The following is an 18,168-nucleotide window of genomic DNA, read 5'->3' on the forward strand; positions in this document are numbered from 1 at the left end:
CCTATCCTCCCGCCACTGCTGCATTCGACAAATCGACGCCGCGGCCGGCGCCGCGCGCGGAACGCTGCTGGGCGCGATGCACCCACACCGCCATCACCGCCGACACCACGAACAAGCCGGCCTCGGCCGCGAACACCGACGCGTAGGACAGCGCCGGTGAACTCAGGACCAGACGCGCCACGTCGCTCGCCAGCGTGCCGACGAAGCCGCCGATGCCGAAGGCGATCGCCTGCGCGGCGCCCCACAATCCCATGCGGACGCCCTCGCGCTTCTCGCCGCCGGCGCTGACCAGCTCCATCATCGAGCCGATCGCCGCCACCGCGTAGGCGCCGTTGGTGACGCCGAGCACAAAGACGTTGGCGCGCAGCGGCCAGGAGCCGCCGACCATCGCGGCGGTGGACAGCCCGAGCAGCGCGATCGCCGAGGCGATGCAGCCGCCGACGGTCCAGACCTTGAGGTTGCCGCGCGTCTTCGGAAACATCGCGCCGATCAGCGGCACCAGCGCCATGCCGAGCAGCGTGCCGCCATGCTGGACGCTCGACAGCTTGGTGGTTTCGCCCGGCGTGAACGCGAACACCGCGCCGGCAAACGGCTCCAGGATCAGATCCTGGGCGCTGTAGGCCAGCATCGACACGAACACGAAGATGGCGAAGCGGCGCGCCTGCGGCTCGGCCCAGACTTCCTTGATGGCGGCGCGGAACGAGCCCTTCTCCGGCGCCGCGACCAGCCCAGCCGCGACCTTGCCTTCCACGCCCCACACCCCGACGAAGGTCAGCAGCATCGCGATCAGCGACACGCCGCCGGACACGGCAACCAGCCGCGACGGCGAGAATGGATCGAGCAGATGCCCGGCAAAGCCGGTGGTGACGATGAAGCCCGAGATCATCATCACCCAGACGATGGTGGCGGCCGCAGCGCGGCGCTTGTCGTCGACCCGCTTGGCAAGCAGCACCAGCAGCGACGTGCCGGCGGCGCCGACACCGCCGCCGATCAGGCAGAACGCGACGATCGCCAGCGCGACGCCGAGCAGCGGCTGGGTCGCCATCCAGGCGGTCGCGACCGCGGCGAGGAAGCCGCCGAGCGCCAGCACCGCCATGCCGCCGATGATCCACGGCGTGCGGCGCGCGCCGCGATCGGAGCCGTGCCCCCAGGCCGGACGGAACACCTGCAGCGCGTAGTGGATCGCCACCAACGCGCCGGGCAGCATCGCCGGCAGCGCCAGCTCCACGACCATCACGCGGTTGAGGGTCGAGGTGGTGAGCACGACGATCGCGCCGAGGCCGGTCTGCACCAGCCCCATCCGAACAATGCCCAGCCAGGACAACGGCCGCATCATGATTGCGCACCTCCGATTGCGATGAAACTCATGCCGCGCCTCCGAACGAGGAAACCGCGACGGCGCTCGCCATCATGCCCATCACGTAGAGCGCGACGCCGAGGCCGCTGAACCAGGTGGCGCGTGCGACCGGCGCCCGCAGGAAACGCACCATCAAAGCGAGCTGAAGCACCAGCACGAGGCAGACGATCGCCGCGCCGATTGGACGGTCCCAGGACAGCAGCAAGGCGACAACCAACACTTGAGGGATCGCCATCACGGCGCAGGCCGTGCGCGCGGCGTTGTCGACCCCGAGCCGGACCGGCAGCGAACCGACGCCGGTCTTGATGTCGCCCTCGATCGACTTGAAGTCGTTGAGCGTCATGATGCCGTGCGCCCCGGCGCTGTAAAGCAGCGCCAACGTCACGATCCACCAATGCGGCAGGCCGCCGAGCATCACGGCGGCGCCGGTGAACCAGGCGAAGCCTTCATAAGTAATCGCGCAGGCGCCGTTGCCGAGCCAGCCGTTCTGCTTCAGCCGCAGCGGCGGCATCGAATAGATCCAGGCCAGCACCAGGCCGAGCACGGCGGCGCCGAACACCCAGACGCCGAGCAGGCTGGCGAGCAGCAGCGATGCGGCGGTCCACATGAACGACAGATACAGCCCCCAGCGCCCCGGGATACGGCCGGATGGGATGGGACGATTCGGCTCGTTGATGGCGTCGACGTCGCGATCGAACCAGTCGTTGACGACCTGGCTGGTGGCGACCAGCAGCGGCCCGCACAGCACGATGCCGGCGATCACTTCGACCCAGCGCGACGAAATCGGCACCCCCGACGACACCACACCGCAGGCGAACGCCCACATCGGCGGAAACCAGGTGATCGGGTGCAGCACTTCGAGCACCGCCGAGGGCGCGGGGCGCAGCGCCACCGGATGGGTTGACGCGTTACTCATCAGCAGCCTCTCCTTCGGGCGCATGCTCTGCGAGGCCGTAGCGGCGCAGCTTGACGTAGAGGCTCTGCCGGCTGAGGCCGAGCATGTCGGCTGCCGAGGCGCGGTTGTCGCCGGTGAGTTCGAGCGCCGCCTCGATCGACAATTTCTCGATCACATCCGTGGTTTCCCGGACCAGGTCGCGCAGCGGCACCCGGCCGATCAGCTCGGTGAGTTGCGCTACCGAACGCGGCAGCTCGCGCTTGGAACTAGGCGCCGCCGGCAACCGCTTCTCGACGTTGCGGATGGCGAAGCCGAAGCACGGCTTGTCCTCGATGTCGTTCAGCGCGACGGCCGAGACCTCGACTTCGGCGGCGGCGCCGTATTCGCCGCGCAGCACGGTGGCGAACAGCTTGATGGTGCCGCTCTGCCGAAGATTGGCGAGCGCGACGCTGAGATCGACGCCGGTGCGGCCGAGCCATCGATCGAGCAGTTCGCCGCGCGCCTGTTCGGGGCTGCCGAGTTGCGCCATCTCCAGGAAAGCGAGATTGGAGCGCACCACCCGGCCGTCGAATTGCGTGATCACCAGCGCATCGGCAGCGGATTCGAAATATTTCAGCAGCAGCGAGGCGCTCTTGGCCGCGCCGACCTCCGGAGCGGCGGACTGCGACGTCAACCGCACCAGGAACAGCGAAGCATTTTCCTGCCGGAACAGCGACGCCGACATCTCACAGGTCCGCCCCGAATTGGCGAGACGGATCTTGGCGCGGCCGTCGCGGCCGGTGGAGCGGACATCCCCCAACAGACCCAGCACGGCCGGGCGATCGGCGGGATCGAAGTGACTGGCGAGCGGCGAGCCCTGGGTCTGCGGCGCAGTCGCGTCGAACATCGCCAGCGTCGCCGGATTGGTGTCGACGATCAGTTCGCTGCTCGCATCCACGATCATGACGGCTTCCGAAGAGACCTGGAACAGCAGCCGATAGCGGGTTTCCGCATGGCGGAGCCGGATGTAGTCCCGCTCCATCGATTGCTGCGCGTTGATTAGCCGTTGCTGCATCAGCGCGAGTTGACGCAGATCACGCCCGACCACCAGCAATCGATCGTCGCGCCCGAAGCCGACCGCCGAATACAACACCGGCACGTCGTCGCCGCCGGGTGACGGATGATTGACCTGGCGCCAGGTCGGCGTGTCCCGCACCGTGGCGTCGAGCAGCAGTTCGCGGATCTTCGGTTGGGTATCGGACGTCACGACATCGATCAGACGGGAGCCGAGCCAGCGGCCCTGTGCGTCCAATTCGAGTGCCAGTTCGTCCTTGTTGAAGGCGACGTCGCGAATCACGCCCTGAGGATCAATCACTAGTGCAACGTCCGTCGCTGCAGCGATCAGCTTCGCCGCAGCCTCGGCACCGAGATCACCCAGCGACTCCTTCGGCGATTTGAACACTTGCACCAGGGCAAATATCCTCCAGCAAGAACCCGTCCCTTCGTCCGGCGTCTGCTCGACCAAGTCTTTCGTTTTCTTATTGCCCCGCGCCGCGGATCGGCATCGGGTTGCGTCGGCTTGGCTTGGCGGTCGAGGCGCGGATGGGAGGCGCTGTCTTACCTCACGTCGCTCCGCCCGTCATTATCCGGCGAAGAAGTTTCCGTGCATGTGACGGTCTGTCGTCCGGCTCCTGAGCCTTCCAAACAGCACACGCCTGATCGGATGTTTTCAATCAGGCGTGCGCAATTGTCAGTCGAGAGGATCTGGCTGCACTACCGCGGCGGAGCCAGGCCGTGCTTCACGCCCCAGTCGAACCAGTTGTCGACCACCGGACCCGTCAGGATGATGCCGATGGCACCGGTCAGCGGGCAGAGCACCGCGAACCACCAGGCCCAGCGATGGATCGATTCGGCCGTGGCGTTGAAGCCCATCGTCCAGCGCCAGAACAGAGCAGCGCGTTCAAGTGCAGTACCACGGTCCAGCATCTGCTCGATCTCGCGCTCGCCGCCGTAGCGGCTCACGGCCAGAATGGTCGCACCATGCATGGCGAACAGCAGAGCCGAGCCATACAGGAATGCGATCGAGAGGCAGTGGAAGGGGTTGTAGTACAGGTTGCCGTACTTGATCGAGAAGTTGTTGGTCCAGTCGAGATGCGGGAAGATGCCGAACGGCGGCGCTTCGCTGAACGAGCCCATCAGCACCGGCTGGATGAAGCCGAGCGACAGATAGAGCAGGATCGCCGAGGCGAACGCCCACGACACGTGGGTGCCCATGCCGAGGGCCCGCGAGCGGCGATAGGTGCGAACCCACCACAGCGCAATCGACACCGTCAGGAAGAAGCCGGCGATCAGCCACCAGCCGCCTTCCCGCAGCGGCGGGATCGTCAGGCCGTATTCCGGCTTCGGCGGCTCGAGCGCCAGCCAGCAGAACTGCCGCAGGAATTCGATCGGGCTCCAGTCCACCGACGCCAGCATATTGAGGCCGATGATCTCGATCGCGACGAAGCCGCACAGCAGCGAGCAGACACCGGTGAACCCGAGATAGATCGGACCAACCTGCGCGTCACCGATTTTGCCGAGCCAGTAGTTGAACGTCGTCTGGGTCTCGCGGGCAGAGCTGCCGGGTCGTAGCGGCACCCCCGCATAGGCAGGTCCCTCAACCTGGACCTGCGTAAAGATGTTCTGATATTGGGCCATGACAAGACTCTCTTGTGACCGGTTGAATTAGGAATTCCAGATCGGCAGGTTGCGCCACCAATTCCACCAATCCGGCCACGAACCACCTTCCGCCAGCACCGGGCCGCTGATGATCATGCAGACCGCGCTGAAGAACACGGCAGCCAGCGCCAGGAACAGGCCGAGGCGGTGAATGCCGATGGTGCCGATCGAGTAGCCGACCAGATCACGGAAAATGGTGTTCTCATGCTCGGGCGACTTCACCGGCTCGCCACGGTCCGGATTGAGGGCCGACAACACCAGACCGCCGTGCAGCGCCAGCGCCAGGCAGGTGGTGAAGAAGAAGGTGATCGCGATCATGTGCGCGGGATTGTAGTGGAACTGGCCGTAGGCGTAGCCGGTGTTCGACACCCAATCGAGATGCGTGAAGATGCCGTAGGGGAAGCCGTAGCTCCAGGAGCCCATCAGAACCGGGCGGATCACCACCAGGGTCAGGTAGGCGAAGATCGCGAAGCTGAAGGCGAACGGAACGTGATATCCGATGCCGAGCTTGCGGCAGATTTCGACTTCACGCAGCGCCCACGAAATGAAGGCACCCGTCGCGAAGATCGACACCCATTGCCAGATGCCGCCTTCGGTCAGCGGCGCAAAGCCGAGGCCGTATTTGGCGTCGGGCGGATTGACGCTGATCTGCCACAGCACCCAGGTCGGGCCCATCGCAGTATTCCAGATGATCAGCGCGGTCCCCATGAGCGCACAGAACACCGTCGCGACCCCGAAGAACCCGACGTAGAACGGGCCGACCCAGAAATCGAACAGGTCGCCCCCGATTAGCGTTCCGCCACGAACGCGGTATTTTTTCTCAAAACTGAGCATTGCCATCGATCGTTCCTCCGCGAGCGCGCCAGGGAAAATCCATCGTAGTGATCCAGTCCAGGTAGCTTCCCGGAAGCGAGCGAGCCCGGCAGTCAGGTCCGTTTCCCGCTCGTTCCGGCAAGCAATGCGTCATGCCATTAGACGGGCATGCTGGTGTAGGTCTGAGAGATCTCAGCCGTCTTCTTCGGGCCGTCCAGCCAGTTGAAGCGGCTGGTGCTCAGCAGGATGAAGTGGATGATGATGGCCAGGCCGAACAGGAACACGAACAGCAGGACCAGCGCGCGACGCGGATCAAACAGCAACCAAATTCGCCACATGGTAGTCTTCTCCCCTTAGCACAGATACGAAGTCATCTGATGGACAGTGTCCATCGCGTAACCAGTAGCCTTCGGCAGCCACGGACGCCACATCCAGGCGAGGATGTGAGCAACAACCGCGACGACGATGAAGAGAAAGAAGCTCGTCACGAAGATCGAGTGGAATTCCTTGGCTTCCGCTTCGGAAAGTCCCGAGATGGAACCGTCACTCATTTGGTACACCTCCTAGTGATGGCCTTTCGGCCGACTCGCCGCCCGAGGGCGGGCGGCAAACGTTTGCCGTATCGTTTCCGAAACGACAGCGAGTTACCGTTTCGTTTCCGAGACGGCAGTGTTCCGTCCGGCTAAGCCGGACGAAATTCGAATTACATGCCCATGAACGACGAGGTCACCAGAACGCTCGCGGCGTTGTGGGCTTCGCTGAACACGGATTGATGCTGACCGCTCTGCTTGCGCCAGGGCAGCGCGCGCGAAACGATGGCGCGGACCAGAAACAGCACGTAGCACGCCCCGAAAATCAGTTTGGATTCGATCGCAGCGTTATCAGGTAGCACCCGCGAGCGACGGCCGGTGTAGACGTAGTCGGACATCGATCATCTCCTCACTCTGGGATTGCGCATATTTGGTCGCGACATTGTGAACCGCATTGTTCTAGCTCAAATCATCGTTACGCAGATTGGCCGTCGAGCAGTGCGGCACGTGCTTGACTGACGAATTCGGTAGTGACTTTTTCCTGCCCGGCGCGGCGCGCGCTGTTTTCCGCAGCGTCACGCAAGCGCTTCGCGGCCGAAATACGCACCAGCACCGGATGAGATTCGAGGACCTCGTCGAGCAGGGCTTTCGCCTCGTCGCTCCACAGCAGCTCCTCGTGACGACGTGCCGGCGTCGGGTCGACCCGGTCGAGGTCGCTGCCGAGCGGCAGGATGTTGAATAGCGCGTCGAACAGCGCGTTGCAGACTTCCTGCACCAGGTAGGTGGCGCCGGAGTAGCCCATGAACGGCGTGCCGGTATGGCGGCGGATGACTGCGCCGGGGAACGAGGCCGGGATGTAGATCGCGCGGCCGCCCGACTCCGCCAGATACATTCTTTCGTTGTAGCTGCCGAACATGATCAGCGGCGGCGTCTGGCGGATCGCAGCGCGCACCGAATCGTTGTCCGGCTTGACGCCGGCCTTGCGCGAGAACGCAAAGGTGCAGGGCAGCCCCATTTCCTCTTCAAGGAAATGCCGGACGCCGCGTGTGTAGGTGTCGGTCGCCACGATCGCGAAACTGGCTGTGCCGAAGAAATCCTGGGTGACCGAGCGCCACAGATCCCACAGCGGCTTGATGGTGGTGTTCTTCTCGCGCTCGATGAACGGCTCGGGATCGAGGCCGGTGAGTTCGCCGAGCTTGCGCAGGAAGCGCGTGGTCGAATGCAGCCCGATCGGCGCCTGCAGATACGGCCGCTCCAGCGCTTCGCACAGCAGCCGGCCGAACTCGCGATACATGCAGACGTTGACGTCGGCGTTCACCAGCTTGGGAATGTCGGCGAGATGCGTGCCGAGCGGAAACACCATGTTGACTTCGGCGCCGATGCCTTCGATCAGGCGGCGGATCTCGGCGAGGTCGGACGGCATGTTGAAGGTGCCATAGATCGGCCCGATGATGTTGACCCGCGGCTTCTCGCCGTCCTTGCGATTACGCTCCGGAATCTTTTTCGGGCCGTATTCCTTCCACAGCCAGGAGATCGCGCGGTCGGCGCTCTGCCACTGATCCTCGTCGATGGTGCGCGGCAGAAAGCGCTTGATGCCGGTGCCTTCCGGCGTGACGCCGCCGCCGATCATCTCAGCGATCGACCCGGTCACCACCACGGCCGGCAGGAACGGATCGAGCGCACGGTGCGCGCGCTTCATCGCGCCTTCGGTGCCGGTCTTGCCGAGTTCGTCTTCACCGAGGCCGGTGACGACGATCGGCAGTTCGTGCGGCGGCAGCGCGTCGGTGTAGTGCAGCACCGAGGTCACCGGCAGGTTCTCACAGCCGACCGGACCGTCGATGATCACCTGCAGGCCCTTTACCGCGGTGAAGGCATAGACGGCGCCCCAGTAGCCGCCGGCGCGATCGTGATCGAGGACCAGCATCAGATCATCTCCTCCGCCTTGCGCTTCTTGGCTGCGGCTTCGATCTGCTTGCGATACTTGTCGCGGAACGCCGGATAGTCCTTCGGCGTGTCGGTCCAGATGCCGGCCGCGGGCCCCTGCCCGACGTCGCCGAAGAATTCCTTCATCTCATCGAAGCGCGCCTGATTGGCGAGCGCCGCGTTGATCACCTGCGCCAGCGAGCCGGCTCCGGCGACGCCGAACAGCGGCCGCGCCGAGATCAGATTGGTGAAGTACAAAGCCGGGATCGCCATGGTCTTGGCTTTCTGCACCACCGGGGTGGTGCCGATCGCCAGATCGGGACGGAATTCGTCGACCGCCGCGAAGTCCTGCTCGAGCGAGGCGCGGTACTGCACCCGCACGCCCTTGGCCTCGAGCCACTGGCGATCGAGATCGGACCACGGCGTCCGCGGCACAGCGGTGCCGACATAAGGCACGCTTGCGCCGCTTTCGATCAGCAGCCGCGCCACCAGCAGTTCGGAGCCCTCATAGCCCGAGACGGTGATGCGTGCGTTGATCGGCTTGGCGGCGAGCGCGGCCCTGATGGCCGGCAGGAAGCGGTTCTTGGCGGCATCGATCTTGTCGCGCGACACGTTGCAGGCAGTGCCGATCGCCTCCAGCCAGGTCTCGGTGCCGTCATGGCCGACCGGCGCCGAGCCGACCGTCTTTCGGCCGGCGAGATCGAACTGACGGATAGAGGCCTTGTAGAACGGATGAATCGCGGCGACGACTTCGCAGTCGAGCGCCGCATAGAGTTCGCGCCACTCGCGGGTCGGGACCACTGGACCCGCGGCGAGGCCGAGCGGCTCCAGCATCATGTTGATGCCGACCGGATCGGCCGGAAACATTTCGCCGAGCAGCGTCACGGTCGGGCGCTCGCTGCGGCCGCCGCGCGGCGCCTGCACCGGGCCCTGCTCGGCTTCCTTGCGGGCGTATTCCAGCATCGCGCCGGCCAGCACGTCCTTGGCTTCGGCATGTGTCGGCACGCCGAAGCCCGGGACGTCGATGCCGACGATACGGACGCCGTTGATTTCGTTCGGCAACAGATCGAGCGGCACGCCGGACGCGGTCGGCACGCAAAGATTGGTGATGATGATGGTGTCGTACTGCGCCGGATCGGCAAGCTTGTAGACCGCTTCGCGGATGTCCTCGAACAGCTTGCCGGTAACCAGCGTCTCGGAATTGAACGGCACGTAGCCGACGGTACGGCGTGCACCATAGAAATGCGACACGAAGGTCAGGCCGTAGACGCAGCAGGCCGAGCCGGACAGGATCGTCGCGGTGCGGCGCATCCGCAGGCCGACGCGCAGCGAACCGAACGCAGGGCACATGCTCTGCGGCTGATCGTGCGGGCCTTTCGGATAGTCCTCGGCGTAGCGTTCGAGCAACTCGCTCTTGCCGGCCGCCTCGGCCGCGGCCTTCATCTCGGCCGCGCCGGCATGACAGCCGAGGCCGTCGGTCTTGGTGGCCGCCGTGTTGATCTGCGCAGACGCGCCGTCTGCAGCTACGCCATCAGCGGCTACGCTGTCAGCCATGGCCTCGACATCGACCGGATCGGTGACGATCGATTCGCCGATTGGACCTGCATAGCGGGACATGACGTTCATGGCGAAACTCCGGACACGCTGCGCATCACACCGCGTCGTAGATCACTTCGAGCGACGGCTTGTTCAGCACCGCGGCGCCGCACATGTCTTCCATCGTGGCCGGCTGCAGCACGACGTCGCGGCCGGTGACGTCGCTGGAAAACAGGCCGAGCAGGCCGTCCTGGGTGAGCGGCTTCGGCCGCACCGGCGGCGCGGTGGCGACATTCTCGGCGAGCGACGCGAACAGCGGTCCCCACTGCCCGTCCGGCAATCCGATGATCTCGTAATTGGCGCTCTTGCGGCGGATGCCCTCGTCGGCGGGAATCGCCGCCAGCACCGGGATGCCGGCCGATTGCGCGAAGGCCTGCGCCTCGCCGGTGCCGTCGTCCTTGTTGATCACCATGCCGGCGACGCCGACATTGCCGCCGAGCTTGCGGAAGTACTCGACCGCGGAGCACACGTTGTTGGCGACGTACAGCGACTGCAGATCGTTGGAGCCGACGATGATCACCTTCTGGCACATGTCGCGGGCGATCGGCAGGCCGAAGCCGCCGCACACCACGTCGCCGAGGAAGTCGAGCAGCACGTAGTCGAAGCCCCATTCGTGGAAGCCGAGCTTCTCCAGCGTCTCGAAGCCGTGGATGATGCCGCGGCCGCCGCAGCCGCGGCCGACTTCCGGGCCGCCGAGCTCCATCGCGAACACGCCGTCGCGCTTGAAGCAGACGTCGCTGATGGTGACTTCCTCGCCGGCCAGCTTCTTTTTTGAGGAGGTCTCGATGATGGTCGGGGTCGCCTTGCCGCCGAACAGCAGCGAGGTGGTGTCGCTCTTCGGATCGCAGCCGATCAGCAGCACCTTCTTGCCCTGCTGCGCCATCATGTAGCTGAGGTTGGCGAGCGTGAAGCTCTTGCCGATGCCGCCCTTGCCGTAGATCGCGATAATCTGGGTCTCCTTGGTGACGGGAGTCGTCACCGGGGCGTCGGGTTCAATCGACGCCTCGGCCCGGAGTTGTGCGTCTTGCAGGCTGATCTGCGGAACGACGTTCATCAGCTCGGTCTCCAGTTCAGAACCATTTTGAGGCATGCAGGGTCTTCGAAAGCGATCCGATAGGCGTCGGGGGCCGACGCCGCCTCCTTGTGGTGCGTGATTAGTCCGTCGAGTGAGAGCTTGCCGCTGTCGATCAGCGCCTTGGTGGCGGCGATGTCCGGCGGCTGCCATTCCGCCGCGATCCGGATCCGGGCCTCACGCATGAAAGCCGGAGGGAACGCGAAGGACAGCGGCTCGCTGTAAAAGCCAGCCAGCACGATCTCGCCGGTCGCCGCGATGCGCGAAATCAAAATGTCGAGGAGCTTGGGATCGCCGCTGACGTCGTAGATGCTACGATAGTCGCGTCGCTCGTCGGTTTCGGGATTGATCACCGCGTAGCCATCGGCGCCGCCGCTGCGCAACGGGTTCTTCTCCCACACCGTCGGCGGCGGATTGCCGAGCGCGACGGAGATGCGTGCGAGCAGACGGCCGAGCACGCCGTGACCGACGATGCAGTCCGGCGGCGTCGCGCCGCGCGCTGCGATCGCGTGATACGCAGTCGCGGCGAGCGCGATCAGGATACCGCGTTCGCCGAGTTGCTGATCGAGCGGCACCACGCGCTTGGCGGGAACGACGAGGCGCGAAGCCGACGCCCCGAACAGGCCGCGGACTTCGCCGAAGCACTTCGCCCCGGGCACGAACACCAGCTGCCCCGGCTGCAGATCGGTTGCGGCGCCCGCCTCGACCACTTCGCCGACCGACTCGTATCCAGGTACCAGCGGATAACCCATCCCGGGGAATGGCGGCATCCGGCCCGACCACAACAACCGCTCGGTCCCCGTGCTGACACCGCTCCAGGCGACATCGACAACGACGTCATCAGCCGTCGGCGCCGTCAGGCTGACGCGACTGAGTTCGACGTGTTGTGGCTGCTTGAGGACGACCGCGATGGCTTCCATCGCCTACTCCAATCCAGGCGGCAGAGACCTGTCGCTAGAGTGTCAGAGTAAACTGACGGATTGCAGTGTCAAGCTAGATTAACACATCGGGGGCTTGATTGCGGTAATTACGGAGGCGACCAGCGGCATCGGGACGGAGTGCAATCGAATGTCACCGAACCCGGCTTCCGCCAGAAGCTCCCGTAGCCGGCCGAATGTGCGGCCCTGGCCGGTGCCCATCGCCCGTAAATAAAGAGCAAAATACGCGTCCGTGCTGGATTCCCGGCCGGGCGGGCTGGCGAGCGGCTCGGCAATCAGCAACTTGCCGTTGTCGGGCAAGGCGTTGTGCACTGCACGCAGCAGCGCCAACACCACCTCGTCATCGTGGTCGTGGATGATCCGGACCAGCGAGATGATGTCGGCACCCTCCGGCAGCGGATCATCACGAAAGCTGCCGCCGATCGTGCTGGCGCGGCTGGTCAGTCCGTTCGTTTGAAAGCGCTCGGCGGCCTTGGCAGCGACCGCAGGCAGATCGAACAGCATCACGCGCAGCCCGGGAGTCTGTTCGGCCACAGCCGAGAGGAAGGAGCCGTCGCCGCCGCCGACGTCGAGCAGGCAGCGGTGCTCGCGGAATGAAAAGACGTGCAGCACCTCGCGGGCGATCATCGGCTGCGAGGCGGCCATCAGCGCGGTATAGGGCAGCACCTGATCGGCATGAAGCTCGGCTGCGCCCTCGCCGCGCACATAGGCCCAATACGCCGCGAGTTCGCCGCCGCCGCGCGGGCCGCGCAGCACGGCGAGCGGATCGGCGAGGTCGCGATACAGCATGGCGTGATGCTCGACCAGGGCGAGAACGCCGGGATTGCCGCACAGCTCGGCGCCGAGCTGGCCGAGCCCGTAGCGGCCGCCGCTGCGCGGCTGGACCAGCTTCAGCGCGGTCGCGGCGTCGAGCAACAGCTGCATCGACTCGCGTGGCAGCGACAGCCGCAGCGCCAGCTCATCGACGCCGGCGGGACGCTCGCGCAGCAGATCGAACAGCCGGAGCTGCACACAGGCGAGCAGGATCTGGGAATAGACGAAGCCGGCGACGATATCGAACATCGCACCGGCGCGTCGCCGCGCGACCCCGCGCGTCAGCGGAAACACCGCGGCGAAGCGCTGAAAGCGAGCGCTCGACAGGATGGCATCGCGCCAACCGAGCAGTCGGTCGCGCAGGCTGGAGGAACTCATCATTCCTGCTACCACCGGCCGGCCGCACAGGCCAAGCCGGAGCGCATCACGCTGCGGTCGCGGCGAGCTTCGCCGGAACCAGGCGGGTGGCTTCCGACATGATCAGCGAGCGCAGTTCGTTGCCGTTGGAGCACGGTGGCATCGCATCGACCGCGCCGCGCACCAGCGACTTCAGGTGATAGATCGCGCCGTCGATGCCCATCTCGCGCACTGCGCTGGGGCGATCATGCGCGATATCCTGGCCGACCGGCTTGCCGATCTCGTCCTCGTCCGCGGCGGCATCGCGCAGATCGTCGGCGACCTGATAGGCCTCGCCGATCTTCTCGCCGACCATCCGCCACGGCTCCGGATCGGCGCCGGCTGAGGCTGCGCCTGCCGCGGTCGCGGCGACGAACAGCGCGCCGGTCTTGGAGCGGTGATAATGCGCGAGGTTGATCTCGGACTCGCATTCCCATGCCTGACCGGCGACGATGCCGAGCGGCACGCCGACGGCGCTGCCGATGATCTGTGTCAACTTCAACAGCCGCTCCGGCTGGCAAGACACCCGGGCGATCGACTGGAACGCCAGCACGATCAGCGCGTCGCCAGTGAGCACGGCGAGCGGCTCGCCGAACGCTTTGTGCACCGAAGGGCGGCCGCGGCGCAGATCGGCGCCGTCGAAACAGGGGAGATCGTCGTGCACCAGCGAGGCGCAGTGCATCAGTTCAAGCGCGGCGCCGGCGGCCTCGGTGGCAGCCGGATTGTCTTCGCCGCAGGCCGCGGCGACGCTGTGGCAAAGCCGTGGCCGCACCCGCGCACCGCGCGGGAAGACGGCGCTGCGCATCGCGGCCGCGAGCCGGGGCGGACAGCCTGCGAGGTCCGCCTGGTTGAGGGCCTCGGTGAGGGCGCGCTCGATCCGGTTGGTCACGTCCATGGCAGACTCCCGCTCCAAAGCCAGCAAGTGTCAATTTAACTTGTCATTGGCAACTGTAAGTTATTATGGACACCTGTCAATGGCATGGCGCAATGACACTTAAGGCGAAGCGGGAGTCGGCATGAGGGATCTGGCGGCGCGAAATCGGGTGGTGATCATCGGCGCCGGCGTGGCCGGCCTCACCTCCGCCATCGCCCTGGCCGCACGCGGTCTGGACGTCACCGTTGTCGAGCGCGCCGCGGCGCCCGGCGGCAAGATTCGCGAGGTCGGGATCGGCGCCGCGCGGATCGACAGCGGGCCCACCGTCTTCACCATGCGCTGGGTGTTCGAAGAACTATTTGCGGGCGCCGGGCTGAACTTCGCCGACCACTTCAAGCTTCGTCCGCTCTCGGTGCTGGCACGGCACGCTTGGGACGACAAGGCGCGGCTCGATCTGTTCGCCGACGAAGCACGCTCGGCTGATGCAATCGGCGCCTTCGCGGGCGCTGCCGAGGCAAGGCGCTACAAACAGTTCTGCACCGACAGCCGCAAGATCTATCAGATCCTGGAAAAGCCGTTCCTGCGCGCCACCGCGCCGAGTCTGCCCGGCCTCGCCACCGCGGGCGGCATCGGTGGCCTGCTCGAGCTGCGCAAGATCAGGCCGTTCACCACGATGTGGAATGCGCTCGGCGACTACTTCAAGGATCCGCGGCTGCGGCAAATGTTCGGCCGCTACGCGACCTATTGCGGCTCGTCGCCGTTCGAGGCGCCGGCGACCCTGATGCTGGTGGCGCATGTCGAGCAGCAGGGCGTGTGGATCATCGAGGGTGGCATGCATGCGCTGGCCCGTGCGCTGGCCGACTGCGCCACCGGGCTGGGCGCCACCATCCGCTACGAGCAGGAGGTGCGCGAGATCATGGTGTCGGGCGGTCGCGCCGCCGGCGTGATCCTGGCGAACGGCGACCGCATCGAAGCGTCATCGGTGATCGTCAACGCCGACGTCGGCGCTCTGCCGGGCGGCATGTTCGGCGCGGCTGTGCAGCGCGCCGCCGCACCAATCGCGCCGAAGCTGCGCTCGCTGTCGGCGATGACCTGGAGCATGGTGGCCAAAACTGACGGCTTTCCGCTCAGCCGGCATTCGGTATTCTTCTCGCGCGACTACGCCCGCGAATTCACCGACATCTTTGGCCGCGGCGAAGTGCCGAGCGAGCCGACCGTGTATATCTGCGGACAGGATCGCATCGACGACAGCGCGATGCTCGGCGACAATGGCGAGGAAGAGTTGCTGGTGCTGGTCAATGCCCCGCCGCTCGGCGACCGCAGGCGCTTCGAGGCGGACGAGATCGCGCGCGTGACGCAGCGGACGTTCGCCGTGCTCCAACGCTGCGGCCTGCGCGTCGAAGCACGGCCCGACAAGACGCAAGTCACCACGCCGGAAGATTTCAACCGGCTGTTTCCGGCGACCGGCGGCGCGCTGTACGGCCGCGCCTCGCACGGCTGGAGCGCGTCGTTCGAACGGCCCGGCGCGCGCACCAAACTGCCGGGCCTGTATCTCGCCGGCGGCAGTACGCATCCCGGCCCCGGCGTGCCGATGGCCGCTCTGTCCGGCCGGGCCGCCTCGGCCAGCCTACTGGCCGATCTCGACGCCGAGCAGCAGCGGCTGCGGCCGGCCGCGACCAAAGTCACCTGAAGCCTTCGACCTCAGAGTGTAGAACGCCCCGATGATTGCCTGGCCCAACGCGACCGACGAACGCCGCACCGGATTCAACCTCGACGTTCCGCCGAACGGCTATGCCTGGTGGTACGTCGACGCGATCAGCGACGACGGCCGCGAAGGCCTCACTATCATCGCCTTCATCGGCAGCGTGTTCTCGCCCTACTACGCGTATGCCCGGCGCGGCGGCGCGGCCGATCCGCTGAACCATTGCGCGCTCAACGTCGCGTTGTATCACCAGGGCAGCAAGCGCTGGACCATGACCGAGCGCTCGCGCCGGAAGGTCGCGCGCAATCTCGGCTCGTTCCTGATCGGCCCGAGCGATCTCGGCTGGGACGGCCGCGCGCTGACCATCAACATCAACGAGCTGAGCGCGCCGATCCCCGGCCGCATCAAGGGCCGCGTCCGCGTCGTCCCGCGATTCGTGACGAAGACTGACTTCGTGCTGAACGAGGACGGCAATCACCGCTGGTGGCCGATCGCGCCGCGCTCGCGGATCGAGGTGACGCTGGAGCAGCCGAAGCTGTCGTGGCAGGGCGAGGCCTATCTCGACAGCAATGCCGGCGACGCGCCGATCGAGACCGGATTCACCCATTGGGAGTGGGCGCGCGGCGCGCTGCGCGACAAGACCGCGATCCTGTACGAAGCCGAGCGCCGGGGCGGCAGCCGCATCGACCTGGCGATCACCTACGACGCGGAGGGCAATCTGGAACACTTCACTCCGCCGCCGTTGCTCCCCCTGCCCCGCTCCGGCTGGCGCATCGACCGCAGCGCCCGCAGCGAAGCCGATGCGCGCGTCGTCCGCACGGTCGAAGACACCCCGTTCTACGCCCGCTCGATGATCGAAACCACGCTGCTCGGCGAACGCGTCACCCTGATGCACGAGAGCCTGTCGCTGGACCGCTTCAAGATGCCGGTGGTCCAGGCGATGCTGCCGTTCCGAATGCCGCGGAGAAGGTAGCTCGCATTGCGGCCCCTTTTGATAGTAGGAAAAAGCCCGCTCATTGCGGCAGCGAGAGCCTGATCATCAACGAAGGCTTGATCAGCAATCAGCAGGCAAGCCTCCGATGCCTTCAGACCCGGCCCGATCGCAGCAGGGCGGCGCTTGACGTTCACTCCTCGTGCTTGGCCCAGCTCAGAAACAAGCCGATATCTCCGGGGATGCCTTCGGGGAAGTCGACCACGCGGGCGCTCAGGGTGAAGCCGTGGGGCCGGAGTTCGGCCTTCCAGCGCAGATAGAGGTCGGCCGCCATGCCGCGCAATGTCGATGGCCATTCCGGGTCGGGAGCATTGATGGCGCGGCCGTGGTCGGTGCACAGTTCGGCCGGAAAGCGCAGCAGCAGGAACTCCACTTCGCCCTTCTTGGCCATTGCGCGGGCATTGTGCAGCATGTGCTCCCAAGACTCGTCGGACAGATGGGTCGCCAGCATCTGGCTGGCCTGTCGATGGTGCTTCTCCTCGGCGATCCGCTTGGCCTCGCGCCGCTCCTGCTCTTCGTGGCGTTCATGCTCGGTGCCGAGTGCCTGAAACGCCGAGGCCGACAATTCATCGGCGGCGGGGTCGTGCGGCGGGGGCGGCGCGGCGACCTGGCCGCGATGCGACAGCGCCTCCAGTTTGTCGGACGCGACCGGCCGCAGGCTGCCGTCGTCGTGCACCGGATCGCCCGGGTGCAGATGCGGGGCGGCAAGCGTCTTCAACAGATCGGCGCGGCTGACGATGCCGACGACGCGGCCGTTGCGTACCACCGGTACGCGCTTGATGTTCTTCGCGTACAGAAGATCGGCGATCTCGGCGATGGAAACGCTGTCGTCGACGGTCAGCACCGGCGACACCATGATCTGCGCGGCGGTGCGGTGATCGGATTTGAGGAATTGCAAATAGTCGGGATGCACCTCGCCGCCTTCGGACAGCATCTGCAGCCACCAGTCGCGGCGGGCCTCGCGGGCGTTCTCGTTGCGCGGCATCAGATCGCCCTCGCTGATGATGCCAAGCGGCGCACCGTCCGCGTCGACCACCGGCACCGCACTGATGCCGTGCGTCAGCAAAGTTTCCGCCACCGCGCGCACCGGCGCGTCTGGTGGCACCGTCACGATCCGGGTGGTCATCACGTCGGCTGCTTTCATATTCGACTCCTCGCGGATCATGCTGCCCGTCACTGAACGGTCACATCCTTGCGATCGCGCCGCAGTCTAGGCGCGGATCCGATCAGTTTGACGAAATCGGATCTGCGATCGGCGCAATGGAGCCCGACGTGGGCCGCGGGGCATATCCGATGCTGGCGGGGTTGGATCGTTGGGACGACGACAGCAGTGAGGTGGGTGGCTTGTTAGAGAAAGTTAAACGGCTTCACGGCAGGCTGCGGTTGATCTGGATCACGCCGCCGAAACTCTCCGCGGGAGATGGAGTGACGGGAGACCGGGGCGACGCGGCGCCCGTGCCACGTCGAAGGGAAGGGCTGCGGGCCGAGACGGCCCGCCGCATTCCTGCGCATGACGTGGCGGGACGGGCTGTGCTACACATTACCACGGCCGCGAGAGGGGTTGATTTGCC

17 protein-coding genes are annotated in these 18,168 nt (G+C 65.9%); 2 read left to right on the forward strand and 15 right to left on the reverse strand.

Going from position 1 to position 18,168, the window contains the following annotated elements; translation table 11 throughout:
* Position 1: 1 nt before the first annotated feature.
* The 14 genes from D4Q52_RS16235 to D4Q52_RS16300 form a co-directional block, all read right to left on the reverse strand.
* Positions 2-1,336, reverse strand: coding sequence for a BCD family MFS transporter (locus D4Q52_RS16235; protein WP_119857612.1), 1,335 nt, complete (start codon positions 1,334-1,336; stop codon positions 2-4).
* A 28-nt stretch (positions 1,337-1,364) separates the two neighbouring features.
* Positions 1,365-2,273, reverse strand: coding sequence for a chlorophyll synthase ChlG (chlG, locus tag D4Q52_RS16240; protein WP_234831221.1), 909 nt, complete (start codon positions 2,271-2,273; stop codon positions 1,365-1,367).
* Positions 2,266-3,699: a transcriptional regulator PpsR gene (gene ppsR, locus D4Q52_RS16245; protein WP_119857614.1), complete on the reverse strand. Its 1,434-nt coding sequence runs from the start codon at positions 3,697-3,699 to the stop codon at positions 2,266-2,268. The genes chlG and ppsR overlap by 8 nt, the downstream gene beginning before the upstream one ends.
* Before the next feature lie 305 nt (positions 3,700-4,004).
* Positions 4,005-4,928, reverse strand: a complete 924-nt coding sequence (pufM, locus tag D4Q52_RS16250; RefSeq protein ID WP_119857615.1) for a photosynthetic reaction center subunit M — start codon at positions 4,926-4,928, stop codon at positions 4,005-4,007.
* Between the two features lie 27 nt (positions 4,929-4,955).
* On the reverse strand, positions 4,956-5,789 hold the full coding sequence (gene pufL / locus D4Q52_RS16255) for a photosynthetic reaction center subunit L (protein ID WP_119857616.1): 834 nt from the start codon (positions 5,787-5,789) through the stop codon (positions 4,956-4,958).
* A 131-nt stretch (positions 5,790-5,920) separates the two neighbouring features.
* Positions 5,921-6,100, reverse strand: a complete 180-nt coding sequence (gene pufA / locus D4Q52_RS16260; protein ID WP_011442873.1) for a light-harvesting antenna LH1, alpha subunit — start codon at positions 6,098-6,100, stop codon at positions 5,921-5,923.
* A gap of 15 nt (positions 6,101-6,115) precedes the next feature.
* Entirely contained in the window at positions 6,116-6,313 is a 198-nt protein-coding gene (pufB, locus tag D4Q52_RS16265; RefSeq protein WP_054165516.1) for a light-harvesting antenna LH1, beta subunit, read from the reverse strand.
* A gap of 152 nt (positions 6,314-6,465) precedes the next feature.
* Entirely contained in the window at positions 6,466-6,690 is a 225-nt protein-coding gene (locus D4Q52_RS16270; RefSeq protein WP_119857617.1) for a hypothetical protein, read from the reverse strand.
* Positions 6,691-6,767: 77 nt separating this feature from the next.
* A complete protein-coding gene (bchZ, locus tag D4Q52_RS16275; protein WP_119857618.1) occupies positions 6,768-8,216 on the reverse strand; it encodes a chlorophyllide a reductase subunit Z in 1,449 nt (482 codons plus the stop codon).
* Positions 8,216-9,841 carry a chlorophyllide a reductase subunit Y gene (gene bchY / locus D4Q52_RS16280; protein ID WP_119857619.1) on the reverse strand — a complete coding sequence of 542 codons (1,626 nt, stop codon included), beginning with the start codon at positions 9,839-9,841 and terminating at the stop codon, positions 8,216-8,218. Before bchY ends, bchZ begins: the two co-directional genes overlap by 1 nt.
* 25 nt (positions 9,842-9,866) lie before the next feature.
* Complete coding sequence (locus D4Q52_RS16285; protein WP_119857620.1) at positions 9,867-10,865, reverse strand: chlorophyllide a reductase iron protein subunit X; 999 nt, start codon at positions 10,863-10,865, stop codon at positions 9,867-9,869.
* Positions 10,865-11,803: a chlorophyll synthesis pathway protein BchC gene (gene bchC, locus D4Q52_RS16290; protein ID WP_119857621.1), complete on the reverse strand. Its 939-nt coding sequence runs from the start codon at positions 11,801-11,803 to the stop codon at positions 10,865-10,867. The genes D4Q52_RS16285 and bchC overlap by 1 nt, the downstream gene beginning before the upstream one ends.
* 78 nt (positions 11,804-11,881) lie before the next feature.
* Positions 11,882-13,012 carry a methyltransferase gene (locus tag D4Q52_RS16295; protein ID WP_119857671.1) on the reverse strand — a complete coding sequence of 377 codons (1,131 nt, stop codon included), beginning with the start codon at positions 13,010-13,012 and terminating at the stop codon, positions 11,882-11,884.
* 46 nt (positions 13,013-13,058) lie between these two features.
* The gene (locus tag D4Q52_RS16300; RefSeq protein ID WP_054165521.1) at positions 13,059-13,925 is read right to left on the reverse strand and encodes a polyprenyl synthetase family protein; all 867 of its coding nucleotides are present in this window, start codon (positions 13,923-13,925) and stop codon (positions 13,059-13,061) included.
* 121 nt (positions 13,926-14,046) lie between these two features.
* On the opposite strand from D4Q52_RS16300, the gene crtD reads away from it, so the two are divergent.
* Both crtD and D4Q52_RS16310 read left to right on the forward strand, forming a co-directional pair.
* A complete protein-coding gene (gene crtD, locus D4Q52_RS16305) occupies positions 14,047-15,594 on the forward strand; it encodes a 1-hydroxycarotenoid 3,4-desaturase CrtD (protein WP_119857622.1) in 1,548 nt (515 codons plus the stop codon).
* 31 nt (positions 15,595-15,625) lie between these two features.
* On the forward strand, positions 15,626-16,579 hold the full coding sequence (locus D4Q52_RS16310; protein WP_119857623.1) for a carotenoid 1,2-hydratase: 954 nt from the start codon (positions 15,626-15,628) through the stop codon (positions 16,577-16,579).
* 151 nt (positions 16,580-16,730) lie between these two features.
* Here the strand turns inward: D4Q52_RS16310 and D4Q52_RS16315 are convergent, their stop codons facing one another.
* A complete protein-coding gene (locus tag D4Q52_RS16315; RefSeq protein ID WP_119857672.1) occupies positions 16,731-17,741 on the reverse strand; it encodes a CBS domain-containing protein in 1,011 nt (336 codons plus the stop codon).
* Positions 17,742-18,168 lie beyond the last annotated feature (427 nt).

It is taken from the genome of Rhodopseudomonas palustris, from assembly GCF_003591005.1.
In the GTDB taxonomy this organism is placed as follows: Bacteria; Pseudomonadota; Alphaproteobacteria; order Rhizobiales; family Xanthobacteraceae; genus Rhodopseudomonas; species Rhodopseudomonas palustris_K.